Annotated in this window: 26 protein-coding genes and 3 tRNA genes; 18 read left to right on the top strand and 11 right to left on the bottom strand. The window is 58.5% G+C overall.

Features of this window, described 5'->3' with window-relative positions:
* Window positions 1–142 precede the first annotated feature (142 nt).
* Window positions 143–1,159 (top strand): DNA-binding protein, encoded by a 1,017-nt coding sequence (locus tag F8N44_RS18410; protein WP_150651285.1) that lies wholly within the window; start codon window positions 143–145, stop codon window positions 1,157–1,159.
* Here the strand turns inward: F8N44_RS18410 and gorA are convergent.
* Together gorA and galU are read right to left on the bottom strand one after the other, a co-directional pair.
* Window positions 1,156–2,514, bottom strand: a complete 1,359-nt coding sequence (gorA, locus tag F8N44_RS18405; RefSeq protein ID WP_150651284.1) for a glutathione-disulfide reductase — start codon at window positions 2,512–2,514, stop codon at window positions 1,156–1,158. The two genes, F8N44_RS18410 and gorA, sit on opposite strands and share 4 nt — an antisense overlap.
* A gap of 128 nt (window positions 2,515–2,642) precedes the next feature.
* Window positions 2,643–3,482: a UTP--glucose-1-phosphate uridylyltransferase GalU gene (gene galU / locus F8N44_RS18400; RefSeq protein ID WP_007912230.1), complete on the bottom strand. Its 840-nt coding sequence runs from the start codon at window positions 3,480–3,482 to the stop codon at window positions 2,643–2,645.
* Between the two features lie 258 nt (window positions 3,483–3,740).
* Between galU and F8N44_RS18395 the strand changes: the two genes are divergently transcribed.
* On the top strand, window positions 3,741–3,926 hold the full coding sequence (locus tag F8N44_RS18395; protein ID WP_007912238.1) for a hypothetical protein: 186 nt from the start codon (window positions 3,741–3,743) through the stop codon (window positions 3,924–3,926).
* A 142-nt stretch (window positions 3,927–4,068) separates the two neighbouring features.
* Entirely contained in the window at window positions 4,069–4,350 is a 282-nt protein-coding gene (locus F8N44_RS18390; protein WP_191630920.1) for a hypothetical protein, read from the top strand.
* A 3-nt stretch (window positions 4,351–4,353) separates the two neighbouring features.
* Here the strand turns inward: F8N44_RS18390 and F8N44_RS18385 are convergent, their stop codons facing one another.
* Together F8N44_RS18385 and F8N44_RS18380 are read right to left on the bottom strand one after the other, a co-directional pair.
* Window positions 4,354–4,584 carry a hypothetical protein gene (locus tag F8N44_RS18385; protein WP_127927182.1) on the bottom strand — a complete coding sequence of 77 codons (231 nt, stop codon included), beginning with the start codon at window positions 4,582–4,584 and terminating at the stop codon, window positions 4,354–4,356.
* Between the two features lie 71 nt (window positions 4,585–4,655).
* On the bottom strand, window positions 4,656–5,012 hold the full coding sequence (locus tag F8N44_RS18380) for a hypothetical protein (protein WP_150651282.1): 357 nt from the start codon (window positions 5,010–5,012) through the stop codon (window positions 4,656–4,658).
* Between the two features lie 211 nt (window positions 5,013–5,223).
* On the opposite strand from F8N44_RS18380, the gene F8N44_RS18375 reads away from it, so the two are divergent.
* From F8N44_RS18375 to ada, 5 genes are all read left to right on the top strand, one after another.
* Window positions 5,224–5,526, top strand: a complete 303-nt coding sequence (locus tag F8N44_RS18375; protein WP_007912251.1) for a DUF1883 domain-containing protein — start codon at window positions 5,224–5,226, stop codon at window positions 5,524–5,526.
* Between the two features lie 34 nt (window positions 5,527–5,560).
* Window positions 5,561–5,731 carry a hypothetical protein gene (locus F8N44_RS31380; protein WP_191630917.1) on the top strand — a complete coding sequence of 57 codons (171 nt, stop codon included), beginning with the start codon at window positions 5,561–5,563 and terminating at the stop codon, window positions 5,729–5,731.
* 93 nt (window positions 5,732–5,824) lie between these two features.
* Window positions 5,825–6,535 (top strand): 2OG-Fe(II) oxygenase, encoded by a 711-nt coding sequence (locus F8N44_RS18370; protein WP_150651281.1) that lies wholly within the window; start codon window positions 5,825–5,827, stop codon window positions 6,533–6,535.
* A 5-nt stretch (window positions 6,536–6,540) separates the two neighbouring features.
* Window positions 6,541–7,206, top strand: coding sequence for a DNA oxidative demethylase AlkB (gene alkB, locus F8N44_RS18365; RefSeq protein ID WP_150651341.1), 666 nt, complete (start codon window positions 6,541–6,543; stop codon window positions 7,204–7,206).
* A gap of 87 nt (window positions 7,207–7,293) precedes the next feature.
* Window positions 7,294–8,361 (top strand): bifunctional DNA-binding transcriptional regulator/O6-methylguanine-DNA methyltransferase Ada, encoded by a 1,068-nt coding sequence (gene ada, locus F8N44_RS18360; protein WP_150651280.1) that lies wholly within the window; start codon window positions 7,294–7,296, stop codon window positions 8,359–8,361.
* Window positions 8,362–8,388: 27 nt separating this feature from the next.
* Here ada and F8N44_RS18355 read toward each other — a convergent pair whose 3' ends face one another.
* Window positions 8,389–9,372 (bottom strand): MDR family oxidoreductase, encoded by a 984-nt coding sequence (locus F8N44_RS18355; RefSeq protein ID WP_150651279.1) that lies wholly within the window; start codon window positions 9,370–9,372, stop codon window positions 8,389–8,391.
* Between the two features lie 187 nt (window positions 9,373–9,559).
* Here F8N44_RS18355 and F8N44_RS18350 point away from each other — a divergent pair, with 187 nt between their 5' ends.
* The 10 genes from F8N44_RS18350 (at window position 9,560) to F8N44_RS18305 (ending at window position 19,955) form a co-directional block, all read left to right on the top strand.
* Window positions 9,560–11,998 carry an autotransporter gene (locus tag F8N44_RS18350; protein WP_150651278.1) on the top strand — a complete coding sequence of 813 codons (2,439 nt, stop codon included), beginning with the start codon at window positions 9,560–9,562 and terminating at the stop codon, window positions 11,996–11,998.
* A gap of 97 nt (window positions 11,999–12,095) precedes the next feature.
* Window positions 12,096–13,160 carry an NAD(P)H-dependent flavin oxidoreductase gene (locus F8N44_RS18345; protein WP_150651277.1) on the top strand — a complete coding sequence of 355 codons (1,065 nt, stop codon included), beginning with the start codon at window positions 12,096–12,098 and terminating at the stop codon, window positions 13,158–13,160.
* Between the two features lie 168 nt (window positions 13,161–13,328).
* A complete protein-coding gene (gene modA / locus F8N44_RS18340) occupies window positions 13,329–14,096 on the top strand; it encodes a molybdate ABC transporter substrate-binding protein (RefSeq protein ID WP_150651276.1) in 768 nt (255 codons plus the stop codon).
* Complete coding sequence (gene modB, locus F8N44_RS18335; RefSeq protein ID WP_150651275.1) at window positions 14,097–14,777, top strand: molybdate ABC transporter permease subunit; 681 nt, start codon at window positions 14,097–14,099, stop codon at window positions 14,775–14,777.
* Between the two features lie 3 nt (window positions 14,778–14,780).
* A complete protein-coding gene (gene modC, locus F8N44_RS18330) occupies window positions 14,781–15,860 on the top strand; it encodes a molybdenum ABC transporter ATP-binding protein (protein ID WP_150651274.1) in 1,080 nt (359 codons plus the stop codon).
* Between the two features lie 71 nt (window positions 15,861–15,931).
* Window positions 15,932–16,969 carry a DNA topoisomerase IB gene (locus F8N44_RS18325; protein WP_150651273.1) on the top strand — a complete coding sequence of 346 codons (1,038 nt, stop codon included), beginning with the start codon at window positions 15,932–15,934 and terminating at the stop codon, window positions 16,967–16,969.
* A gap of 144 nt (window positions 16,970–17,113) precedes the next feature.
* Complete coding sequence (locus F8N44_RS18320; RefSeq protein WP_150651272.1) at window positions 17,114–18,751, top strand: ABC-F family ATP-binding cassette domain-containing protein; 1,638 nt, start codon at window positions 17,114–17,116, stop codon at window positions 18,749–18,751.
* Between the two features lie 71 nt (window positions 18,752–18,822).
* Window positions 18,823–19,053 carry a hypothetical protein gene (locus tag F8N44_RS18315; RefSeq protein ID WP_150651271.1) on the top strand — a complete coding sequence of 77 codons (231 nt, stop codon included), beginning with the start codon at window positions 18,823–18,825 and terminating at the stop codon, window positions 19,051–19,053.
* A 117-nt stretch (window positions 19,054–19,170) separates the two neighbouring features.
* Entirely contained in the window at window positions 19,171–19,401 is a 231-nt protein-coding gene (locus F8N44_RS18310) for a hypothetical protein (protein ID WP_008082703.1), read from the top strand.
* Between the two features lie 269 nt (window positions 19,402–19,670).
* Window positions 19,671–19,955, top strand: a complete 285-nt coding sequence (locus F8N44_RS18305) for a hypothetical protein (protein ID WP_150651270.1) — start codon at window positions 19,671–19,673, stop codon at window positions 19,953–19,955.
* 181 nt (window positions 19,956–20,136) lie between these two features.
* Here F8N44_RS18305 and F8N44_RS18300 read toward each other — a convergent pair whose 3' ends face one another.
* The 6 genes from F8N44_RS18300 to uvrC all read right to left on the bottom strand — a co-directional run bounded on the left by F8N44_RS18300 (window position 20,137) and on the right by uvrC (window position 23,482).
* The gene (locus F8N44_RS18300) at window positions 20,137–20,343 is read right to left on the bottom strand and encodes a hypothetical protein (protein WP_127927159.1); all 207 of its coding nucleotides are present in this window, start codon (window positions 20,341–20,343) and stop codon (window positions 20,137–20,139) included.
* A gap of 182 nt (window positions 20,344–20,525) precedes the next feature.
* Window positions 20,526–20,612 (bottom strand) — tRNA-Leu (locus tag F8N44_RS18295).
* A 196-nt stretch (window positions 20,613–20,808) separates the two neighbouring features.
* A tRNA-Cys gene (locus F8N44_RS18290) sits at window positions 20,809–20,882 on the bottom strand.
* A 47-nt stretch (window positions 20,883–20,929) separates the two neighbouring features.
* Window positions 20,930–21,005 (bottom strand) — tRNA-Gly (locus F8N44_RS18285).
* A 60-nt stretch (window positions 21,006–21,065) separates the two neighbouring features.
* Window positions 21,066–21,626 (bottom strand): CDP-diacylglycerol--glycerol-3-phosphate 3-phosphatidyltransferase, encoded by a 561-nt coding sequence (gene pgsA, locus F8N44_RS18280; RefSeq protein WP_150651269.1) that lies wholly within the window; start codon window positions 21,624–21,626, stop codon window positions 21,066–21,068.
* A gap of 32 nt (window positions 21,627–21,658) precedes the next feature.
* Window positions 21,659–23,482, bottom strand: coding sequence for an excinuclease ABC subunit UvrC (gene uvrC, locus F8N44_RS18275; protein ID WP_127927157.1), 1,824 nt, complete (start codon window positions 23,480–23,482; stop codon window positions 21,659–21,661).
* Window positions 23,483–23,484: the final 2 nt, after the last annotated feature.

The raw sequence follows: 23,484 nt of genomic DNA, 5'->3' as shown, positions 1-23,484 counted from the left end.
GCAGAAACGCATTTTGCCGCCTGACACTGGGTAATACCAGTATATCCCGCGTCTTTATTATCAAAGGTTTATCTTTATTTTTGAGATGGTACACTGCGTTTTTTAGTGGCATGTACCACAGTACGTAACCGTAGGAGTTCATATGGCCCGTGGCGGCATTACCAAAGCCTTGGTGCAGATAGCGCGCACAGCGATCCTCGCCCGTGGCGAACACCCGAGCATCGATGCAGTACGCATTGAAATGGGCAACACCGGTTCGAAAACCACGATCCATCGCTATCTGAAAGAGCTGGACGACGGCGCGCAGCCGGTTGAAGCCTCGGCAGAGCCGATCGATGATGAGTTGACCGCCCTTGTCTCTCGCCTCGCTCAGCGTCTGAAGGAACAAGCGCAAGAGCCTATCGAACAGGCTCGCGAACTATTTGAGGAACAGCGCGAAGCACTGGAGTCGGAGCTGAAACAAACTCGCCAGGCGCTGGAAAAGCTCGAACAGGAGCACGACATTCAAGGCGCAGCGCTGGAGCGCGAGTCCGAAGCCCTGAACAACACCCGATCGATGCTGCAAACTGAGCAAACCCGCAATGCCGGACTGAATCAGGCATTGGCCGACTTTGAATTGCGCCTGCAGGACAAGGACGAGCAGATCCGCTCGCTGGAAGAAAAGCACCTGCACGCCCGTGATGCGCTGGAGCACTATCGCAACGCCAGCAAAGAGCAGCGCGAGCAGGAACAGAGCCGTCACGAAGCACAAGTGCAACAGATTCAGGCCGAACTGCGTCAGGCGCAGCAAAGTGCGCTGGTTCGTCAGGACGAGATCACGCAGCTGCACCGCGACAACGAGCGCCTGCTCACGGAAAACCGTGGCACCCAACGTGAGCTGAGCCTGCTGCAGGATCAGCTGAAACAGAGCAATCAGCGTCAGGACCAATTGCTGGAGCAAGCGACCCGCGTCGACAGCGAACGCACCCTCCTCCAGGAACGCCTGCGCGTGGCCACACTGGAAAGCCAGACCCTCAAACAGAGCGTCGAGGAGCAAACGCTGCTCAACCAGTCACTGGAAAAGGAATTGAACAAGGCTCGGACGAGCCTGGAAGAAAGCCAGCGTCTGGCGGCTACCGTTGCGGCAGCGCCAGACTCGGCCAAACCGAAAGACGCTTAAGCGCCGACCGGCGTACGCATGGTGACGAATTCTTCGGCGGCCGTCGGGTGCACCCCGATCGTGTCGTCGAAGTCACGCTTGGTCGCGCCAGCCTTCAAAGCAATCGCCAAACCCTGAACGATCTCGCCAGCGTCCGGGCCGACCATGTGGCAACCGAGGACTTTATCGGTTTTGCCGTCGACCACCAGCTTCATCAAGGTCTTTTCCTGACACTCAGTCAGCGTCAACTTCATCGGACGGAAACGGCTTTCGAAGATCACCACATCGTGACCGGCTTCGCGCGCCTCTTCTTCCGTCAAACCGACCGTACCGATGTTCGGCAGGCTGAACACCGCCGTCGGGATCATCTTGTAATCCACCGGACGATATTGCTCTGGCTTGAACAGACGTCGCGCCACAGCCATGCCTTCGGCCAACGCCACAGGCGTCAGTTGCACACGACCGATGACATCGCCCAGCGCCAGAATCGATGGCTCGCTGGTCTGGTACTGCTCGTCGACTTTGATGAAGCCTTTGTCGTTGAGCTGCACGTCGGTGTTTTCCAGCCCCAGATTGTCGAGCATCGGGCGGCGGCCGGTGGCGTAGAAAATGCAGTCCGCCTCCAGCTCACGACCATCCTTGAGGGTGGCTTTCAAGCTACCGTCAGCCTGCTTGTCGATACGCGCAATGTCGGCGTTGAATTGCAGATCCAGACCACGCTTGGTCAGCTCTTCCTGCAAATGCTTGCGCACCGAACCATCAAAGCCGCGCAAGAACAGATCGCCGCGATACAGCAGCGTGGTGTTCGCGCCAAGACCATGGAAAATCCCGGCAAACTCGACCGCGATATAACCGCCGCCAACCACCAGTACACGCTTTGGCAGCTCTTTGAGGAAGAACGCCTCATTGGAACCGATCGCGTGTTCGCGCCCCGGAATCTCCGGAATCTGCGGCCAGCCACCGGTGGCGATCAGAATATTTTTCGCAGTAAAGCGCTCGCCATTCACTTCGACTTCATGCGGGCCAACGATTTTCGCGTGCGCCTCGTGCAAGGTCACACCACTGTTGACTAGCAGATTACGGTAAATGCCGTTGAGGCGATTGATCTCGCGATCCTTGTTGGCGATCAGCGTCGCCCAATCGAAATTCGCTTCGCCCAGGCTCCAGCCAAACCCGGACGCCTGCTCGAAGTCTTCGGCGAAATGCGCGCCGTACACCAGCAGCTTTTTCGGCACGCAGCCGACATTGACACAGGTCCCGCCCAGATAACGGCTCTCCGCCACCGCCACTTTCGCGCCAAAACCAGCCGCAAAACGCGCAGCGCGCACACCGCCGGAACCGGCACCAATCACATAAAGGTCAAAATCGTAGGCCATTTCTATCTCCTCGGCAGGGGATCAGCATACCTGCAGACACCCATTGGGCAAGCACTGCCAGTCATATGGGGACGTAAAATGAAAAAACCCGCCGAAGCGGGTTTTTCTTGCAGACCAATCAAGCGCTCTTAGTAAGCCTTGCCAGTCTTGTAGAAGTTCTCGAAGCAGAAGTTGGTCGCTTCGATGTAACCTTCAGCGCCACCGCAGTCGAAACGCTTGCCTTTGAACTTGTAGGCCATGACGCAGCCGTTCTGGGCTTGTTTCATCAGGGCGTCGGTGATCTGGATTTCGCCGCCCTTGCCTGGCTCGGTCTGTTCGATCAGGTCGAAGATGTCCGGGGTCAGGATGTAACGACCGATGATTGCCAGGTTCGATGGCGCGTCTTCCGGCTTTGGCTTCTCGACCATGCTGTGCACGCGGTAGATGTCGTCGCGGATCATTTCGCCGGCGATCACGCCGTACTTGCTGGTTTCCTGCGGATCGACTTCCTGGATGGCGATGATCGAGCAGCGGAACTGCTTGTACAGCTTGACCATCTGGGTCAGTACGCCGTCGCCTTCGAGGTTGACGCACAGGTCGTCCGCCAGGACCACGGCGAACGGTTCGTCACCGATCAGCGGGCGACCGGTCAGGATCGCGTGGCCCAGACCTTTCATTTCGGTCTGACGGGTGTAGGAGAACGAGCACTCGTCGAGCAGTTTGCGGATACCGACCAGGTATTTCTCTTTGTCGGTGCCTTTGATCTGGTTTTCCAGCTCGTAGCTGATGTCGAAGTGGTCTTCCAGAGCACGCTTGCCACGACCGGTGACGATGGAGATTTCCGTCAGGCCAGCGTCCAGAGCTTCTTCAACGCCGTACTGGATCAGTGGCTTGTTTACCACCGGCAGCATTTCTTTAGGCATGGCTTTAGTCGCTGGCAGGAAGCGAGTACCGTAACCGGCTGCTGGGAACAAGCATTTCTTGATCATATAAGTCCTTGAAAGGGCTGTGTGTACGAGTTTCGGCGCAGTCTAATCAGGCGGCGTGCACCTTACAATGCCCCGCACTGGCTAACCGATGCCAACATAGAGAAATATTCTCGCCGATAGTTCCATCGACATCCTGGCGCAGCCAGATCAGCGTAGCTCAAAGCTGTCGCCAATCCGGATTACCATACGCTCATCGCCCCCCAATGCCAGCATTTGCCGGTATCATGGCGCCTTTGAACCAGCGAACGAGACAGATAGATGGCTGCGGTAAAAATCATCAACGGGTACGTGATCGACAAGAAAGACGGCAAGTGGACGCTGACCACCACCAATGGCGAACACATCGCCGGGCCTTTCGACAGCGAACAAATGGCGACTGATGTAGCTTCCGTGTTCACGGACACGCCGGCATCGGCGAAACGCCGTGGCAAAGATCAAGACTGATCAGTTGCGATACGCCCGAGCCCTGCCCTTGAGCAGGGCTTTTTTGTGCCCACTTACAAACAAGTGGCCAAACGCTATAACCTTTTGCCACCGGCGCTGTCACAGCGTCTAGTCCCCCTCGCTGAAGACCATGAACATGACCATGAAAAAATTGCTGCCACTGATTGCGGTATTGGCACTGGCCGGCTGTGCGACCTCCCAACCCACGTACCTGAACAACGGCGAGCAGGGGCTGTCGATCGATTGTTCCGGCGAAGCCAACTCTTGGGCAACCTGCTATGAAAAAGCCGATGCGTCCTGCGCAGGCACCGGTTATCGCATCGTCGGCACAGACGGCACGCCTCAGCCCAAAGAAAGCGACAAAACCCTTGGCGTCGATGTCGGCAACTACAAGAACCGCAGCGTTGTGGTGGTCTGCAAATAAACCTTACATGTGAATTTCGGCGAACTTGATACCGAGTCCGCGCACGACTTCGATCAGATCGTCGAGGCGAGCGAACGACTCGACTTCGTCATTATCGTCCACCAGAAAGTAGCTGCGGCCGGCGCTCTTCTTGAAAAACACGATCCACTCCCCCGGATTCGCCGGGTTCTGGATGACATGGGTGGCAGAGATAAGGCCCTCTGCATGGCGCTCACGTACTTGTTCTCGCTTCATCGCGACTCCAGAAATGAAAATGCCGTCACAGCATCGCTGCGACGGCATTGGTGCTGATGACGAGCAGTCTATCAGCCGGAAATACACGCATTGGCGGCGCGTTGCACATCACGCGGGCGAACCGGCACATTCGACATGCGCTCATGCAGCTTGATACTGCTGCCGCCCGAGCGATCTTCGATATCAAACACCGCTGCTGCGCCGGTGGAAAGTTTCCCCGGCACGATCACCTGAACCCCGTCCTTGTGCGGCTGGACTTGCAGCGCGCCGCGGCTGTCTGCCAGCTTTTCGGCCAGACACTGGGCATATTCATGGGGTTTCTTGCCGGAGATTACGCTCATGGTCGGCAGCGTTTCATTGATTTCGGAAACACTCGCGCAACCACCCACAGCCAGAACCAACGGCAGACACACCACACCCCACTTCATACAAAACCTCCGTTAAAGACCGTCCGACAGCACAAATGCCGTTTTTCTCCGGGGTCTTCTGCATTTAACCCGCATCCGATTGCGAATATCTGTTCAAAATTGTCAAACCAACGCCCGACGGCCAGATAATAACCCGTGCGGGCTGATAAACTGCGCCCAATCGACAAGCTATCGTTTTGATTTTGTAGAAAAAGCCCTTCTGGAGGCGCCCATGAAATTCATTCACCAGCGCGAACACCTCAACGAAGACGACATCGTCGTCATCCAATGCTCGCAAATGTGCAACATCCGTCTGATGAACGACGCCAACTTCCGCAGCTTCAAGAATGGCGGCCGTCACACCTACCACGGCGGCGCGTTCGACACCTTCCCGGCCCGTATCACCGCGCCGAGCACCGGCTTCTGGAACATCACCATCGACACCGTCAACCGCCGTGCGATCAGCGTGACGCGCAAGCCGACACTGACTCACTCGATCAAGATCATCCGCCGCTCCAGCACCAAACTCAGCTGAGACACACCGTCCAACCAGAAAGGAATGCACGACCGTGGCCCAAACGACCAAATACGTCATCAAGTACAAACTCAACGGTGAACGCCGCTTCGAGTTCGCGCAACTGGAAAACGGCACTGAAGAAGAAGCCAAGGCTGCTCTGGATGCCCTTCACGGCCAGAGCGACGACGTGATCAGCGAGATCGCCGTCAGCAAAGCGCTGTAAGCATCGACAGGAATTCGACCGCAAGCGGCGGAGTGTTCCGCCGCAAGACCCTGCCTAGACTGACTTTCTTCGACCATGAGTCAAGGAGTCAGCATGTCGATGTCCCCTTCCCGGCTGGATTCGCTCGACTGGGCAAGCCTTGAGCAGCAACTGGATCAAGACGGCTGTGCGATCATCCGTTCGCTGCTGCAGGCCGAAACCTGTGATCAATTGAGTGAGTTGTATCCGCAGACCGAACCGTTTCGCTCGCAGGTCATCATGGCCCGCCACGGTTTCGGTCGCGGCGAGTACAAATACTTTCGCTACCCCCTGCCGACACCCGCAGAACGCCTTCGCTGCGCGCTGTATCCACGCCTGGTTCCGTTGGCCAATCGCTGGTACGAACGCATGAACCTGGCCGAGCGTTTTCCGCTGGATCACGCTGAATTTCTACAGCGCTGTCATGCCGCCGGTCAGACCCGCCCGACTCCTCTGCTATTGCAGTACGGCCCGCAGGACTACAACTGCCTGCACCAGGATTTGTACGGCGAATCGGTATTTCCACTGCAAGTGGCGATTCTTCTGTCAGAACCCGGTCAAGACTTTACCGGGGGCGAATTTGTTCTCACCGAACAACGCCCGCGCATGCAATCCCGGCCGCACGTGCTGGATCTGAAGAAAGGAGATGCGGTGATCTTTGCTGTCAATCAGCGCCCGGTCAAAGGCCTGCGCGGTGATTATCGGGTAACCATGCGCCATGGCGTCAGTCGCCTGCACAGTGGAAAAAGGCATACCCTAGGCATCATCTTTCACGACGCCACATGACTGCCATGCAACCGAGCACTTTCGATCTTTTCGCCGATCACGAACCCGAGCAACGCCCGCGCGCCGAACAGATTGGCGAGCAATCATGGGTGCTGCATGGTTTCGCCCTGCCGCTGATCGAGCAGATCCTGCCGGCGCTGGATGCGATTCTTGCCGTAGCCCCCTTGCGCCACATGGTCACACCGGGTGGATTCAGCATGTCGGTGGGCACCAGCAGTTGCGGCGCTCTGGGCTGGATCACTGATCGCCACGGTTATCGTTACTCGAGCGTCGATCCGCTCAGTGATTTGCCTTGGCCGGCGATGCCGCAAGTATTCTCGACACTCGCGCAGTCGGCAGCGGCGCGAGCCGGATTCACTGACTTCAACGCTGATTCCTGCCTGATCAACCGCTATATCCCCGGTGCCAAGATGTCATTGCATCAGGACAAAGACGAAAAGGCCTACAGCGCACCGATCGTTTCGCTGTCACTCGGGTTGCCGGCCATGTTTCTCTTCGGTGGTTTCAGTCGCAGCGACAAGAGCCAGCGCATTGCCTTGCTGCATGGCGACATGGTGGTCTGGGGCGGCGTTGATCGCTTGCGTTATCACGGTGTGCTGCCGATCAAACAGGGCCGGCATCCACGTCTGGGTGAGCAGCGGATCAATCTGACCTTTCGCGTGGCCGGATAACCTGCAAAAGTTTGACCGCAAGGCTCGGAGTGTTGTGCCTTGCGACGCTGGTTAACCTGAATCAAACAGGTCAACGGATAACCGCTCATGAAAACGCTTTCGACCACCTTCAACACCGAAAACGATCCACGCTGGGCCGCTGTGGTTGCGCGAGACTCACGGGCGGACGGGCAATTTGTCTACGCAGTAAAAACCACTGGTATCTACTGCCGTCCGAGCAGCCTCTCACGGTTGCCGAAACCGCAGAACGTCGAGTTTTTCGATACCGCTGAACAGGCCGAAGCCGCGGGCTACCGTCCGAGCAAGCGTGCCAGCAAAGATCAGAGTGATGTGGCCGCGCAGCATGCCGCGACCGTCGCCATTGCCTGCCGTCTTATCGAATCCGCCGAGACCTTGCCGGCACTGAATGAACTGGCGGAGACCGCCGGCCTGAGTCCGTTTCATTTCCACCGTGTCTTCAAAGCTGCGACGGGACTGACGCCCAAAGGCTACGCAACGGCCCATCGCTCGCGCAAAGTCCGTGAGCGTCTGGCAGATGGCGGTTCGGTGACGGATGCGCTGTACGACGCGGGCTTCAATTCCAACAGCCGTTTCTACGAGTCAGCGGATCACTTGCTGGGCATGAAACCGGGTGACTATCGTGCGGCCGGGAGGAACAACGACATCCGCTTCGCCGTTGGCCAGTGCTCGCTCGGAGCGATTCTGGTGGCGCAAAGCGAGCGTGGCGTATGCGCGATTCTGCTGGGCGACGATCCGCATCAACTGGTGTGCGATCTGCAGGATCAGTTTCGCCAGGCCAACCTGATCGGGGCCGATGCCGGTTTCGAACAACTGATTGCCAAGGTGGTGGGGTTTATCGAAGCTCCGGCGATTGGCCTGGATCTGCCGCTGGACGTTCGCGGCACTGCGTTTCAGGAGCGTGTGTGGCAGGCGCTGCGGGAAATTCCGGCGGGCCACACGGCCAGTTACGCCGAAATTGCCCAGCGCATCGGTGCGCCGACGTCCATGCGCGCGGTGGCTCAGGCTTGCGGCGCCAACCGTCTGGCAGTGGCGATCCCCTGCCATCGCGTGGTGCGCAGCGATGGCAATCTTTCGGGCTATCGCTGGGGCGTCGAGCGCAAACGTCAGTTGCTTGAGCGCGAGACGACGTCCTGAGCGGACGTCTCGCCTCGTCGGCAGCTATCAGCGATTGACGTCCACCACAACCCGTCCGCGTAGTTGCCCGGCGAGCAACTTCGGCGCCGCATCAATGGCCTCACTCAGACCGATTTCATGGCTGATCAATGCCAACAACGAGAAATCCAGATCCTTGGCCAGACGATCCCACGCCTCCAGACGGCGAGCCTTGGGCTGGGTCACGCTGTTGATGCCGGCCAGGGTCACGCCACGCAAAATGAACGGGGCGACCGAAGCCGGGAAATCCATGCCCTGCGCCAGACCACACGCGGCGACGGTGCCTTCGGAGCGAGTGCTGGCACAGGCATTGGCCAGCGTGTGACTGCCCACCGAGTCGATCACCGCTGCCCAGCGCTCTTTGGCCAGTGGTTTGCCGGGCGCTGACAAGGTCGCGCGGTCGATGATTTCGCCAGCGCCCAATTGCTGCAGATATTCATGCTCGGAAACGCGGCCGGTGGATGCGACGACGCGATAGCCGAGCTTGCTCAGCAGTGCGATGGCAAAACTGCCGACGCCGCCATTGGCGCCCGTCACCAGCACTTCACCCTGCTCTGGCGTCACGCCATTGCGCTCGAGCGCCAGAATGCACAGCATCGCGGTATAACCGGCCGTACCGATGGCCATGGCTTGCGCCGCCGTGAACGCTGCGGGCAATGGGATCAGCCAGTCGCCATTGAGCCGCGCCTTCTGCGCGAGGCCACCCCAGTGATTCTCGCCGACACCCCAGCCATTGAGCAGCACCTGATCACCCACCTTGTAGTCGGGGTGCGAACTGGCTTCTACAGTGCCCGCCAGGTCGATCCCCGGCACCATCGGAAACTTGCGCACCACCGGACTGCTGCCGGTAATCGCCAGGCCATCCTTGAAGTTCAGCGTGCTGTACGCAACGCCGACGGTGACATCGCCTTCAGGCAATTGCTCTTCGTTGACCTGCTGCAGGTTGGCGCGATAACCGCTGTCGTCTTTGTCGATCACAATGGCGTTGAACATGACTGCCTCGCATGACTGGTTTCGGAATGTCGTGCCCTGAAATACCACATCGCAACACGCTGCCACATTCGACTTTGCGCCAATCGGCGAATCGGCCGGGTATTTCCATCGCGGGCGACTATGCTTTTTCGACGGTCGTGGTTTCGCCGTTATTTCTTCAGAAATCGGCCTGTCGATGGAGCTGACAATGCCTTACCCGCGCTCGTTACTTGTGATGTTGATGCTGAGTCTGCTGGCGTTCGGCAGTGCCTGGGCGGCGCCAGCCACCGAGGCTCCGAGCGAGCCTACCTGGCCGCAAGTCATCAGCAGCGGCAAGGCGAAACTGACGGTGTATCAGCCGCAACTCGACAGCTGGGACGGCTATACCCTCAATGCTCGCGCAGCCGTTGAAGCCACCGGCGCCGATGGCAAGTCCACCTACGGAATTGTCCAGTTCAGCGCACATACACTGGTCGACAAGGCCACCCGCTGGGTCGCGCTGGATCAGTACAAAATCATCAAAGCCGACTTCCCCGCCGATGCCAGTCAAGCCGACACCTGGATCGCGGCGCTGCAAAAAGATGCCGAGAACCGCAAGAAAACCATTTCGCTTGATCAGCTCGAAGCTGCGGTCGGCGTAATCTCTGCAGAACAGAAAGCCGACAGCGCGCCACTGGAAAACACCCCGCCGACGATTATCAGTTCCGACGTACCCGCCCTGCTCGTCTATATCGATGGCGACGCGGCGTACCGACCGGTAGAAGGCACGGCGATGCAGCGGGTGATCAATACTCGCCCGCTATTATTGAAAGACGCGCAGGGCAAACATTATCTGCACGTCTTTGATGGCTGGATGGTCGCGGACCAGATCAATGGCGCGTATACCCGCCTGGCCACACCGCTTGCCGAACTGGAGAAAGCCAAACAGGTCGCCATTCAGAGCCGGCAAGTGGATCTGCTGACTGGGCAAAGCGATCCCAAAGACAAGATTCCAAGCCTGGCCAAACCGCCACAACCGAAGATTTTCATCGCAACCACCCCCACGGAATTACTGGTCACTGACGGCGCAGCGCAATGGACGCCCATTCAGGGCACCGGGTTGCTGTATGTCAGCAATACCACCGGGCACATTTTCAAGGAAATCGGTGACCAGAACAGCTATGTGCTGATCTCCGGGCGCTGGTTTCGCGCCACTGACATGAATGGCCCGTGGACGTTTACCCCCGCAGACAAACTGCCGGCGGACTTCGCCAACATTCCCGACGACAGCCCGAAAGAGAACGTCAAGGCCTCGGTCGCCGGCACGCCGCAAGCCAAAGAAGCGGCCATTGCTGCAACCATTCCACAAACTTCAGCGATCAAGAAAAGCGCGGTAAAAATGACCGCGCCGCAGTTCGATGGCGAGCCGCAACTCAAAGCCATCAACGCCACAACCCTGCAATACATGGTCAATAGCGCCACGCCCATCATCCGCGTCGACAACAACAGTTGGTACGCGGTGGAGAACGGTATCTGGTTCACCGCCACCACCGTAAATGGCCCTTGGGTTGTCGCCAGTTCCGTGCCGGCGGTGATCTATTCGATCCCGCCGAGTTCGCCGATGCACTACCTCACCTACGTCAAAGTCTACGAGTCCAGCGGGGACACGGTAGTGGTCGGCTACACGCCGGGATATCAGGGTTCGAACCAGGATCCGGCCACAGGCGTCGTGGTTTATGGCACCGGTTATCCCTACACACCGTGGGTGGGCAGCGTCTGGTATGGGCCGCCGATGACTTACGGTTTCGGCGTCGCCATCCGCTATACGCCGTGGACTGGCTGGACCTTTGGTTTCGGCTTTGGCTGGAGCTGGGGCGGCAGCACTGTAGCGATGGGTTGGGGCTGGGGCGCTTACCCGTGGTGGGGCAACTACGGCTGGGGTTACGCCTGGGGTCCGCATCTGTATCCGGCGCCTTTGGCCTGGGGTGGCGCCGCTTACGGTTATCGCGGTGGCGCAGTGGCCTGGGGTCCCGGTGGCTGGGCCGGCACCACCGGCAACATTTATCATCAGTGGGGCGACCGGGCCACGGTCAGCCGCTACGGTGCCGGTTACAACGCCTGGACTGGCAATCGCTGGGCCGGTCAGGTCGGCGCTTCCTACACCTCCCGCACTGGCGTCGCAGCCGCCGGTCAACGGGGCGCCGTGCATAACGTTTACACCGGCAATTATGCAGCCGGACGCAGTGGCGTGGCAGTCGGACCGAACGGTGGCGCAATTGCCGGCGAACGGGTCACCGCCGGCAATGCGCGCAACGGTACGCAGGTCACCGCCAATCGGGGCGCCGTCTACAACCCCAACACGGGCAACACCACCCAATATGGCGGCATTCGGGGACGCAATGGCGGCGCTGCACACATCGGCGACAACGTTTATGCCGGCCACGACGGTAACGTGTACAAAAAGACCGACAACGGCTGGCAGTCGATGGTCGGCGGCGGCACGACGCGTAGCGCACCCATCAACAACAATGCGCAGTTGCAGAACCTCAACCGTGACTCCGCTGCGCGCAACTTCGGCAACCAGCGAACCAACAACTTTCACAACTCCTCGCAATTCATGAATCACTCGTTTGGCGGCGGTGGAGGCGGCGGATTTCATCGACGCTGAAAAACTGCACGGGTTGTTCTGAATTTCGAACTGGCTGCGAATCCGGTTTTGCTGTTAAAAACCAGCTCTGCCTTTCACCGTTCGGAGACCAGCCTTCATGAGTCAATGGCCAGATACGCGCATTCTTGACCTGCTCGGCATTGAATTGCCGATCATTCAGGGCCCGATGGCCGGCGCGACGAATTCGTCCATGGTCATCGCCGTGTGCAATGCCGGTGGCCTGGGTTCGATGCCGGCGGCCATGCTGAGCATCGAGCAATTGCGCGAAGAGCTGAAAACCATTCGCCAACACACCAACAAGCCCTTCAACGTGAACTTCTTCTGCCACCAGCCACCGGCAGCCGATGAGCAACGTGCGCATGACTGGAAGCATCTGCTCGAGCCGTACTACCGCGAACTGGGGGCCGATTTCGACGCACCGACGCCGGTGTCAAACCGAGCACCGTTCGACGCGGCAGCCTGCGCAGTGCTGGAAGAATTTCGACCTGAGGTCGTGAGCTTTCACTTCGGTCTGCCAGAGAAATCCCTGCTTGATCGGGTCAAGGCGACCGGGGCAAAAATTCTGTCCTCGGCCACTACTGTCGATGAAGCGGTCTGGCTGGAACAGCACGGTTGCGACGCAATTATCGCCATGGGCTACGAGGCTGGCGGTCATCGGGGCATGTTTCTCAGTGATGACCTGAGCAGTCAGGTCGGTACGTTTGCCCTGGTGCCTCAGATAGTCGATGCGGTTAACGTGCCGGTGATTGCCGCTGGAGCTATTGCCGATGCACGCGGCGTGGCGGCGGCGTTTGTATTGGGCGCATCGGCGGTTCAGGTCGGCACGGCCTATTTGTTCACGCCAGAAGCAAAAGTCAGCGCCGCTCACCACACAGCGCTGCGTACCGCCAAGGAAAGCGAAACCGCGATCACCAATCTCTTCACCGGACGTCCAGCGCGTGGAATTCTCAACCGCGTCATGCGTGAGCTGGGCCCGATGTCGTCGATAGCACCGGCGTTTCCTTTGGCCGGTGGTGCGCTGATGCCGTTGCGAGCGATCAACGAGGCAGAGTTTGCCAACCTCTGGGCCGGTCAGGCATTCACCCTGGGCAAAGACATTGGTAGCGCTGAACTGACCCGGCAACTGGCTGAAGGTGCGCTGGCAAAACTTACTCGTCATTGAAGCAGCCCATCGTGAGAATTCAGGCATCCTCACACGGGTTTTAACCAACACTTCCTGTTTGGCGGCATTTCGCTATATATTTCGCTATATAGCGAACACCCCTCGCATCGGCGCAGTCCATTTCCAACAATAGCTGCCCTCTGCACCTGCCAACCACGGAGCTGTTACATGACCACTCGTGCCTCACGTTTTGCACCTGCCTGTCTGGCCTCTTTGCTTGCGGTATTCGCCGTCGGCGCTGTTCAGGCCGATGAGGTGCAGGTGGCGGTTGCGGCCAATTTCACCGCGCCGATTCAGGCCATCGCCGCCGATTTCGAGAAAGACACCGGGCATAAACTGGTTGCAGCTTACGGCGCCACTGGCCAGTTCTACACCCAGATCAAGAACGGTGCGCCGTTCGAAGTGTTTCTTTCCGCTGACGACACCACCCCGGAAAAACTCGAAAAAGAAGGCGACACCGTCAAAGGTTCGCGCTTCACCTACGCCATCGGCACGCTGGCGTTGTGGTCGGCGAAAGAAGGCTATGTCGATGCGAAGGGCGAGGTTCTGAAAAAGAACGAGTACCAGCACCTGTCCATCGCCAACCCGAAAGCCGCACCATACGGCCTTGCCGCAACGCAAGTGCTGGAAAAACTCAAACTGACCGAGGCCACCAAAGCCAAGATCGTCGAAGGCCAGAACATCACCCAGGCTCACCAGTTCGTCTCGACCGGCAACGCCGAACTGGGCTTTGTCGCCCTGTCGCAGATCTACAAGGACGGCAACGTCAGCAGCGGTTCGGCATGGATCGTCCCTGCTGATATGCACGACCCGATCAAACAGGACGCCGTCATTCTGAACAAAGGCAAAGACAATGCCGCCGCCAAGGCACTGGTTGAATACCTCAAAGGCCCGAAAGCCGCTGCGGTGATCAAGTCCTACGGATACCAGCTGTAAATGTCACTGACGAGTGCCGATTTCGCGGCGATCTGGCTGACCCTGAAACTGGCGTCGCTGACCACCGCAATCCTGCTGGTTGTCGGCACTCCGATTGCCCTGTGGCTGTCGCGCACCCGTTCGTGGCTGCGCGGCCCGATCGGGGCGATCGTCGCCCTGCCCCTTGTTTTGCCGCCAACGGTGATCGGTTTCTATCTGCTGCTGATGATGGGTCCGCACGGGTTTCTCGGCCAGTTCACCCAATGGCTGGGGCTGGGCACCCTGACGTTCAGCTTCACCGGGTTGGTGATCGGTTCGGTGATCTATTCCATGCCGTTCGTGGTGCAACCGTTGCAAAACGCCTTCTCGGCGATCGGCCCCCGTCCACTGGAAGTGGCCGCGACCTTGCGCGCCAATCCGTGGGACACGTTTTTCAGCGTGATTGTGCCGCTGGCGCGTCCCGGTTTTATTACGGCGGCGATTCTCGGCTTCGCGCATACCGTCGGTGAGTTCGGCGTGGTGCTGATGATCGGCGGCAACATTCCCGACAAGACCCGCGTGGTTTCCGTGCAAATCTACGACCACGTCGAAGCGATGGAATACGCACAGGCTCACTGGCTGGCCGGGGCGATGCTGGTGTTCTCCTTTCTGGTGTTGCTGGCGCTGTACTCCAGCCGCAAGACCCGCGCAGGCTGGAGCTGATCGATGATCGATGTACGTCTGAACATGGTCTTTTCGGGCTTCAGCCTCGATGTCGACCTGAACTTGCCGGGCCGTGGCGTGACTGCGCTTTATGGGCACTCGGGCTCCGGCAAAACCACCTGCCTGCGCTGTATCGCCGGGCTTGAGCGCGCCGAGCAAGGATTCGTTCAGATCAATGACGAAGTCTGGCAGGACAGCGATAACGGCATTTTCGTCCCACCCCACAAACGTGCGCTCGGCTACGTGTTTCAAGAGGCCAGCCTGTTCCCGCATCTGTCGGTGCTGGCCAATCTGCAATTCGGCCTCAAGCGCATCGCCAGATCCCAGCGCCGGGTCGACATGGCGCAAGCCACCGAACTGTTGGGCATCGGTCATTTGCTCGAACGCCATCCGCAACATTTGTCGGGTGGCGAACGCCAGCGCGTCGGTATCGCCCGAGCGTTACTCACCAGCCCGAAACTGTTGCTGATGGATGAGCCCCTGGCGGCGCTCGACAGTCAGCGCAAACGTGAAATCCTGCCTTACCTGCAACGCCTGCATGACGAACTGCACATTCCCGTGCTGTACGTCAGCCATGCACAGGATGAAGTCGCACGGCTGGCCGACCATATGGTGCTGCTCAGCGAAGGCAGAGCGCTGGCCAGCGGCCCGATCGGCGAAACCCTCGCACGCCTCGATCTGCCGATGGCGATGGGCGATGACGCCGGCGTGATCATTGAAGGCCAGGTCAGTGCTTACGACGCCGAATATCAATTGCTGAGCCTGCAACTGCCGGCCACCGAGATGAGCATTCGCGTCACCCACGCGCCGATGGCACTGGGTCAGGCCTTGCGCTGTAAAGTACACGCGCGCGATATCAGCCTGACCCTGCAGAACAGCGAGGCCAGCAGCATTCTCAATCGACTGCCGGTGACGGTGGTCAGCGAGCAATCGGCCGACAACGCCGCCCACGTGCTGATTCGTCTAGATGCTGGCGGCACCCCGCTGCTCGCGCGCATCACGCGCTATTCCAGAGATCAGCTGGGTGTGCACCCGGGACAGCAATTGTGGGCGCAGATCAAAGCAGTTGCGGTCCTCGCTTAAATCATTCGGCACCACGGCAGCGGCATGCGGTCAATCGTTTACAGACCGCCGTGCCACCGAAGGAAACCGCCATGCCCGACACCGCGCTGACCGTAGAACTGCCAGCCGATCTGCATTACGTCGATGACACCCAGCCCGGTATCACCCGCAAAAAACTGCGCGGCAAGTTCAGCTATTTCGAACCGTCAGGCGAGCGCATCAGCGACCCTGACGAAATCAAACGCATCAACGCGCTCGCCGTGCCGCCAGCCTATACCGATGTGTGGATCTGCGCCGATCCACGCGGCCACTTGCAAGCCACCGGCCGTGACGCCCGTGGCCGCAAGCAATATCGCTATCACCCGCGCTGGCGCGAAGTGCGCGATGCCGACAAGTATTCGCGACTGCGCGAGTTCGGTCTGGCGCTGCCAAAGTTGCGCCAACAACTGGAGGCGTTGTTGGCCGCGCCCGGCTTCAGTCGCGACAAGGTCATGGCCACGGTGATCACCCTGCTCGACGCCACACTGATTCGCGTCGGCAACACGCAATACGCCCGCGACAACCGCTCCTATGGCCTGACCACCCTGCGCAGTCGCCATGTCGAGGTCAACGGCAGTGCGATCCTGTTCCAGTTTCGCGGCAAGAGTGGCATCGAACATCAGATCACCGTCAAGGACCGGCGCCTGGCGCGCATCATCAAGCGTTGTCTGGAAATTCCCGGGCAGAACCTGTTCCAGTATCTGGATGAAAACGGCGAGCGCCACACCGTCAGTTCTTCCGACGTCAACGCCTACCTGCAAACCCTCACCGGCGCCGACTTCACCGCCAAGGATTACCGCACCTGGGCCGGTAGCGCTTTGGCGTTGGCGGTGTTGCGCGAGTTGCAATGGGAGTCCGAGACCGAAGCCAAGCGGCACGTGGTCGAGATGGTCAAAGGCGTCGCCAAGCAACTCGGCAACACCCCGGCGGTTTGCCGAAAATGCTACATCCACCCTGCTGTGGTGGAAAAATTCATGCTCGGCGCGCTTGCCGAACTGCCGCGTCCGCGCGTACGCAAGGGCTTGCGGGCCGAGGAAGTCGCATTGGCAATGTTTCTCGAGCGAATGAGTGAAATGGCCGGCGCACCTTGATCCGCTTCGCTGCGTCATCTAGGCTAGCGACCTTGCCCTCCTCCGGATGACCGCAGAAGTGAACAAACTCAGCCTTCTAAAAATGTAATCGCGACACGCCGCTCTCGGCGCTTGTCAGTATTCACGACATTTTTGGAGGTGCCGATGACTCACGTCTCGCGTACACCTGCACTCGTTTCCCTGAATCAACTGGGTTTTCAGTTCGCCAATGGCGTAACGCTGTTCGAAGCCCTGAACCTGAATTTCGATGGTCAACCGACCGCTATCGTCGGGCGTAATGGTGTTGGCAAAAGTGTGCTTGCACGCTTGATCGCCGGACAGCTACAACCCACCGCTGGCAGCGTGACACGTTCGGTTTGCGTGCATTACGTCGTGCAAACGTTCGTCACCACACCAAGGCAAACCGTAGCTGACGCAACGGGAACGGCCTCGGTGCTCAGCGCACTGGAACGACTGAAATTCGCTGGTGCCACAACTGCAGATTTCGATCTCATCGGCGAACGCTGGGATCTGGCGGTACGCTTGCGCCAGATGCTTGATGACGCGGGGCTGGGCGACATCACAGCTACACATCTGACGGAACATCTCAGCGGCGGCCAGCAAGCCAGACTTGCCTTGATCGGCGCGCTAATGAGCAAAGCGCCATTGCTGGTGCTCGACGAGCCGACCAATCACCTCGACAGTGCCGGTCGACAATGGCTAATGCGCGCGCTTCAGCGCTGGCGCGGCGGCCTGATCGTCGTCAGTCATGACCGGCAATTGCTGGAGCAAATGCAACGAATCGTCGAACTTACGCCTCTGGGGGCAACAGTTTTCAGCGGCAGGTTTTCGGACTTCGCCGAGCAACGGCGAATGCATCAACAAGCGGCGCAAGCACAACTCGATCAGGCTCGAATCGAACGTCAACGCGAACGTGCGCGGTTGCAACGCGAGCACGACACGATCCAGCGTCATGCGGCCAGCAGCCGTCGCAATGCCCAAACCGCCAATGTTTCCGGGTTCGAACGGGCAGCGTTGAAAGCGGCTGCGCGGGAAATCATGGGACATGTAAAGGTCGGCCATCAGGCGCACAAATCCGCACTGGATGAGCGCGTTCGCCAGGCGTACGAAAACGTATTGCCGGACGACGGCGTGTTGATCAATCTGCCGGGCAGTGTGGTTCCAAACTCTCGCCGAGTGTGCACACTGATCGACGCGTGTCTGCCATGGTTGCCGGCAGATGCGCCCACCACTCGGCTTGACCTCACCATTCAGGGACCGCTGCGCATCGCTGTCAGCGGTCACAACGGTTGTGGCAAATCAACGCTGTTGAAATTGCTGGCGGGTGAATGCACACCATCAAGTGGCGAGTGCATCACGCATGTGCCTTTTGCCTTTCTCGATCAACAACTGAAACTGCTGGATGACCACACTTCCATTGTCGATCAATTACAGGCCCAGCAAACGCCCCTGAGCGAAGGAACGTTGCGCAGTTACCTCGCGCAATTACAACTGGACGCACAACGCGTCACTCGACCATGCGCCTCACTCAGTGGCGGCGAACGCTTGAAAGCCGCCCTCGCATTGGCTTTGTGGCGCCAGACGCCCGCGCAATTACTGTTGCTGGATGAGCCCACCAACCATCTGGATCTGACGTCGGTGCAAGCTTTCGAACAGGCCTTGCAGACTTTTCCCGGGGCGATTGTCGCGGTTTCCCACGATCAGGCGTTTCTACGGGCGTTAAACCCGAGCCATCATTTGACCTGGCACCGCGAAGGCTGGCGCTGGCAACCGACGAGCTGAACCGGGTATTTTTTGCACGATTGCCGAGGGCTTCTATAGTTGATCTGACACGAATCAGCTGCGGTGACGCCATGGAAGACATTTTCGTCGTGAAGCGTTGCAAGAACATCATCATTTATGGTCGACGGGCCGGAGACAGTCAGCATGATCCAGCCGATGCGCACAGCTGGTTTCGCATCTGCGACACGCGTACTAACGGTTTCATCGGCGATGGCTATGAAAAAGAGGAAGACGCACAGCGCGAATGCAAGCGTCTCAACGCAGTGAGTTCCCCACTACCGGCCCGCGCACCGTCCGGCTGATGCCGATCAGAAGCGGGTCTATACTGAAACCAGCTGAAGGAGCAGCGCCCATGGCAGAAGGCTCGCAACACGCGGGCTTTTTGCTGCAGCTCAGGTTTCATAGAACGGAGGTGTTCCATGTCCGAAAAAGAGTCCATCACCACCCTCCTCACCCTGCTCGACGCCCGGCAGGCGCGCTTGGCGGCCGCCTGCAAAGAGATCGCCGACTGGGTCGACCACCAAGGCGGACACCCGACCGCCCTGCGCATCCGTGACCGGCTGAATGATATCGAGAAGGATGCTCCGCTGATTCGCAATACGCTGTCGGCGCTCAAGCCTGTCGATCGGCCATTGCCTCGGTTCAGATAACGCCGTTCCCACCAAGGCTATTTCAGAATTGGCCTCACCAGCGGTGACACACGGGTCACCGCGTGTTTGTCTGCACGCCATATTCTTTTTCTGCGATGGCGTTTTTCACAGAATGACCACATCTACGCGTTTACAGTGAAATCACTCCTTTGCTCTGCAGCAACGCTCACACCCGCCCGCATGCGGGTGTTTTTTTGCCTGCACCCCAGCGCCGAACGGTGTGGTCCGTGAGTTGTCAAAATCAATACACGTCGCACAGGAGACGGTTTATGGTTATCCATTTCAACGTCGACGGGCATCTGGCCTGTGGGCACAAAGGCAAACAGCTTGCGGCGAGCCGTGAACTCAATCGCGTCAAGTGCCGCAGCTGCCGCAATACCGATGCCTACAAGCAGGCACGAAAGGATCAGCGCAACGCGGCCCGCCGAATGGCTCGCCAGCCCAGAGACACGCACAGCGCAGCAAACTGGCGCGCGGAGTGGATCGAACGACTGACAGCAATGGCCGGACTTCAGCGCTTGCCTCGCGGCTTTAGTGGCCAGGCATTTGTCTAGTACTGCATAAGGCACAAAAAAGGCCTGCATGAGAAAACTCATGCAGGCCTTTTATATTTTTGGCACCCAGCAGGGATCGAACTGAAACACCTGGCTCTCTCCTGATGGTCGGAGCGCTGGCCGGCAAATGGTGGAGAGCACTCCCCTACGGCCGCCTGACCAGGAATGGGGAATTCTCCACTCAAAACCAACTCAGCAGGCGAAGTATCCTTGCGAATGTTCGTTCACCGGTGAAACACGCCAACATCAAGCCGCCGCCCATGACGGTGAAAAGAACTCCACCCACGCCCTCGATTGCAATCAGAAATACTCCCAATGCGAGGATTGCGGCACCCAGTGAACAGAGTACCTTACGACTCTGCTTCTGCTCGGGATAACGGCTGAACATTCATTGCCCCCAGTAACTGACACCTGGGACAACTGTAGACCAGTCGCGACCGCTCAATATCGCGACCTGTCATTAGGTAAGGAGGTCATGCAGACCAGGGAATGCGGACCAACATCAAAATAGCGGACCGGAAACAAACAAGGGTTTGCATCAGCTTTCGCCCGCAAACCCTTGATTCAAGATGGTGCCCGAAGCCGGAATCGAACCGGCACGCCCTTACGAGCGGGGGATTTTAAGTCCCATGCGTCTACCAGTTTCGCCATTCGGGCGGTAGCGCGGTGCTGCAGTCTTCCGCTGCAAAGCAGCAATCCTTGAAGGATCCAGCCTTGAACAGCAGAGCGGGAAATATATACATCACTTCCCGGTGAAGCAAGTTCGCAATGGCCGTTTTTCAAGACTAAATCTTGCAGCGCAGTGCAAATAAAAAAGCTCCGTAAATCATGGATCTACGGAGCTTGTTTATAGTGGAGGCCGAGGTCGGAATCGAACCGGCGTAGGTGGATTTGCAATCCACTGCATAACCATTTTGCTACTCGGCCTCAAAACATTTGTTATCAGTAGCACAACAACAAATGCGTTTTAAACTTGGAGCGGGAAACGAGACTCGAACTCGCGACCCCGACCTTGGCAAGGTCGTGCTCTACCAACTGAGCTATTCCCGCTTGGTGATGCGCATTCTATAGAATTAAGAAGCTCCGTCAACCCCTTGATTCAAAAAAGTTTTATTTCTTTTCAACATCAGTCTTCAGGTGCGGCCAGGCAGCGCGAAGGTATTGCACCATCGACCACAACGTCAGGCCGGCGGATATCATCAGCAAGGCATAACCAAGAACTACCCAGAAGCTGAAGTCCTTCGGGTTGGCCAACAGAATCACCAGCGCGAGCATCTGCGCTGCGGTTTTCCATTTACCGAGATTGGAAACGGCTACGTGGGCGCGGGCGCCGAGTTCGGCCATCCACTCACGCAAGGCCGACACTACAATCTCGCGACCGATGATGACAGCCGCTGGCAAGGTGAGCCAGAGATTGCCATGTTCCTGGACCAGAAGCACCAGCGCCACTGCGACCATGAGTTTGTCGGCGACCGGGTCGAGAAACGCTCCGAACGGAGTGCTTTGCTCCAGACGGCGGGCCAGATAACCATCCAGCCAGTCAGTCGCTGCCGCAAAGGCAAACACCGAAGCGGACGCCATGTAACTCCACTGATAAGGCAGATAGAACAGCAAAATGAAGATCGGGATAAGCAGGACGCGTAGAACGGTAATCAGATTAGGGATATTCATCGGCACAACTGGCTACGAGGTGAAGGGGCATTCTACTCGCTATGCAGGTTCGCATAAATCGACTCTGCGAGCTTTTTACTGATCCCCGGGGCTTTGGCGATCTCTTCGATGCTTGCACGAGACAGCTCCTGCAATCCACCAAAATGTTTCAACAAGTCGCGACGTCGGGTCGGCCCGACACCCGCAACGCCTTCCAGTGTTGACGTACGGCGGGTTTTGCCACGGCGAGCGCGATGTCCTGTGATAGCGAAGCGGTGAGCCTCATCGCGAATCTGTTGAATAAGGTGCAACGCCGGCGAATCGCCACGCAATGTGAACTCATGCGCCGCATCATTTAGATACAACGTTTCGAAGCCGGCCTTACGCGTGGCGCCCTTGGCAACGCCCAGCAGGATCAGGTCGGGCACAGCCAACTCGTTCAGAACATCCCGGGCCATTGACAGTTGGCCCTTGCCACCGTCCACCAGCAAGATGTCCGGCAACTTGCCCTCGCCTTCCTTGAGTTTGCTGAAGCGTCGCGTCAGGGCCTGATGCATGGCGGCATAATCGTCACCGGCCGTGACACCTTCGATGTTGTAGCGCCGGTAGTCCGACTTGATCGCACCTTCAGGGCCAAACACCACGCAGGACGCAACCGTCGCTTCACCACTGGAATGACTGATGTCGTAGCATTCCAGACGTTGCGGCGGTTCATCCAGGTTCAATACTTCGGCCAGCGCCTCAAACCGCGCTGCGGTATGTTGACGGTTGGCCAGACGTGCACCCAATGCCTGCTCGGCGTTGGTTACAGCCAGTTGCTGCCAGCGCGCACGCGTGCCGCGCACCCGATGACTGATGGCCAGCTCGCGGCCCCGCAACTCATGGATCGCTTCGATCAGCGTCGGGAAATCTTCGTGCACCACATTGACGATCAGTTCACTGGGCAAATCGCGCTCAGGGCTGCTGATGAAATACTGGCCAAGAAAAGCGGCCATGACTTCCGATACGTCCTCTTCGATCCCGACTTGCGGGAAGAAATTCTTGCTGCCCAACACGCGTCCGCCGCGCACACTGATCAAATGCACGCAGGCGCCGCCCGGGTTGACGAATGCCGCGATGACATCGATATCCCCCGTGCCGCCTTCCATGCTTTGTTGATCCTGGACTCGACGTAGCAGTGCGATCTGATCCCGCAACTCGGCGGCTCGTTCGAACTCCAGATTGATCGCCGCCTCTTCCATCGCCGTTGACAGCTCATTGGTCAACGCGTGACTGCGACCTTCAAGGAACATGACCGAGTGGCGCACGTCTTCGGCATAAACCTCAGGCTCGACCAAGCCGACGCAAGGTGCTTTGCAACGTTTGATCTGATACTGCAGGCATGGCCGGGTACGGTTTTTGTAGTAGCTGTCTTCACACTGGCGAACGAAGAAAGTCTTTTGCAGCAGACTCAGGCTCTCGCGAATGGCGCCAGCGCTTGGATAGGGACCGAAATATTTGCCTTTGGCTTTTTTCGCTCCGCGGTGAATGCTCAGGCGCGGGAACTGGCCATCGGACAGAAACACATAGGGGTAGGATTTGTCGTCGCGCAACAGGATGTTGTAAGGCGGCCGCCATTCCTTGATCAGGGTTTGCTCAAGCAGCAGCGCTTCGGTTTCGTTGGCGGTGATGGTCGTTTCGACCTGCGCAATGCGCCCGACCAATGCAGCAGTTTTAGGCGCCAGACCGGTTTTGCGAAAGTAGCTGGCCAAACGCTTTTTGAGGTTCTTGGCCTTGCCCACGTACAACAGGCGCGCATCGCTGTCGAACATGCGATAGACGCCAGGGCGCCCGCTGACTGTCGACAGAAACGCGCCGGAATCGAATGTTTCAGTCATGG

It is taken from the genome of Pseudomonas fluorescens (genome assembly GCF_902497745.1).
GTDB classification, from domain to species: domain Bacteria; phylum Pseudomonadota; class Gammaproteobacteria; order Pseudomonadales; family Pseudomonadaceae; genus Aquipseudomonas; species Aquipseudomonas fluorescens_BM.
The sequence above is the reverse complement of the archived record's forward strand: the minus strand, read 5'-3'. Positions and strand labels throughout refer to the sequence as shown.

What these genes read in the sequence shown, in the direction of transcription:
- F8N44_RS18395 (WP_007912238.1), top strand. Translation starts at nt 3,741, where the DNA reads ATGGCTGCGGTAAAAATCATCAACGGGTACGTGATCGACAAGAAAGAC.
- pgsA (WP_150651269.1), bottom strand. Translation starts at nt 21,626, where the DNA reads ATGAATATCCCTAATCTGATTACCGTTCTACGCGTCCTGCTTATCCCG.
- F8N44_RS18370 (WP_150651281.1), top strand. Translation starts at nt 5,825, where the DNA reads ATGTCGATGTCCCCTTCCCGGCTGGATTCGCTCGACTGGGCAAGCCTT.
- ada (WP_150651280.1), top strand. Translation starts at nt 7,294, where the DNA reads ATGAAAACGCTTTCGACCACCTTCAACACCGAAAACGATCCACGCTGG.
- F8N44_RS18310 (WP_008082703.1), top strand. Translation starts at nt 19,171, where the DNA reads ATGTCCGAAAAAGAGTCCATCACCACCCTCCTCACCCTGCTCGACGCC.
- F8N44_RS18355 (WP_150651279.1), bottom strand. Translation starts at nt 9,372, where the DNA reads ATGTTCAACGCCATTGTGATCGACAAAGACGACAGCGGTTATCGCGCC.
- modA (WP_150651276.1), top strand. Translation starts at nt 13,329, where the DNA reads ATGACCACTCGTGCCTCACGTTTTGCACCTGCCTGTCTGGCCTCTTTG.
- modB (WP_150651275.1), top strand. Translation starts at nt 14,097, where the DNA reads ATGTCACTGACGAGTGCCGATTTCGCGGCGATCTGGCTGACCCTGAAA.
- gorA (WP_150651284.1), bottom strand. Translation starts at nt 2,514, where the DNA reads ATGGCCTACGATTTTGACCTTTATGTGATTGGTGCCGGTTCCGGCGGT.
- uvrC (WP_127927157.1), bottom strand. Translation starts at nt 23,482, where the DNA reads ATGACTGAAACATTCGATTCCGGCGCGTTTCTGTCGACAGTCAGCGGG.
- modC (WP_150651274.1), top strand. Translation starts at nt 14,781, where the DNA reads ATGATCGATGTACGTCTGAACATGGTCTTTTCGGGCTTCAGCCTCGAT.
- F8N44_RS18300 (WP_127927159.1), bottom strand. Translation starts at nt 20,343, where the DNA reads ATGTTCAGCCGTTATCCCGAGCAGAAGCAGAGTCGTAAGGTACTCTGT.
- F8N44_RS18350 (WP_150651278.1), top strand. Translation starts at nt 9,560, where the DNA reads ATGCCTTACCCGCGCTCGTTACTTGTGATGTTGATGCTGAGTCTGCTG.
- F8N44_RS18380 (WP_150651282.1), bottom strand. Translation starts at nt 5,012, where the DNA reads ATGAAGTGGGGTGTGGTGTGTCTGCCGTTGGTTCTGGCTGTGGGTGGT.
- F8N44_RS18375 (WP_007912251.1), top strand. Translation starts at nt 5,224, where the DNA reads ATGAAATTCATTCACCAGCGCGAACACCTCAACGAAGACGACATCGTC.
- alkB (WP_150651341.1), top strand. Translation starts at nt 6,541, where the DNA reads ATGCAACCGAGCACTTTCGATCTTTTCGCCGATCACGAACCCGAGCAA.
- F8N44_RS18345 (WP_150651277.1), top strand. Translation starts at nt 12,096, where the DNA reads ATGAGTCAATGGCCAGATACGCGCATTCTTGACCTGCTCGGCATTGAA.
- F8N44_RS18410 (WP_150651285.1), top strand. Translation starts at nt 143, where the DNA reads ATGGCCCGTGGCGGCATTACCAAAGCCTTGGTGCAGATAGCGCGCACA.
- F8N44_RS18320 (WP_150651272.1), top strand. Translation starts at nt 17,114, where the DNA reads ATGACTCACGTCTCGCGTACACCTGCACTCGTTTCCCTGAATCAACTG.
- F8N44_RS18385 (WP_127927182.1), bottom strand. Translation starts at nt 4,584, where the DNA reads ATGAAGCGAGAACAAGTACGTGAGCGCCATGCAGAGGGCCTTATCTCT.
- galU (WP_007912230.1), bottom strand. Translation starts at nt 3,482, where the DNA reads ATGATCAAGAAATGCTTGTTCCCAGCAGCCGGTTACGGTACTCGCTTC.
- F8N44_RS18315 (WP_150651271.1), top strand. Translation starts at nt 18,823, where the DNA reads ATGGAAGACATTTTCGTCGTGAAGCGTTGCAAGAACATCATCATTTAT.
- F8N44_RS18305 (WP_150651270.1), top strand. Translation starts at nt 19,671, where the DNA reads ATGGTTATCCATTTCAACGTCGACGGGCATCTGGCCTGTGGGCACAAA.
- F8N44_RS18390 (WP_191630920.1), top strand. Translation starts at nt 4,069, where the DNA reads ATGAAAAAATTGCTGCCACTGATTGCGGTATTGGCACTGGCCGGCTGT.
- F8N44_RS18325 (WP_150651273.1), top strand. Translation starts at nt 15,932, where the DNA reads ATGCCCGACACCGCGCTGACCGTAGAACTGCCAGCCGATCTGCATTAC.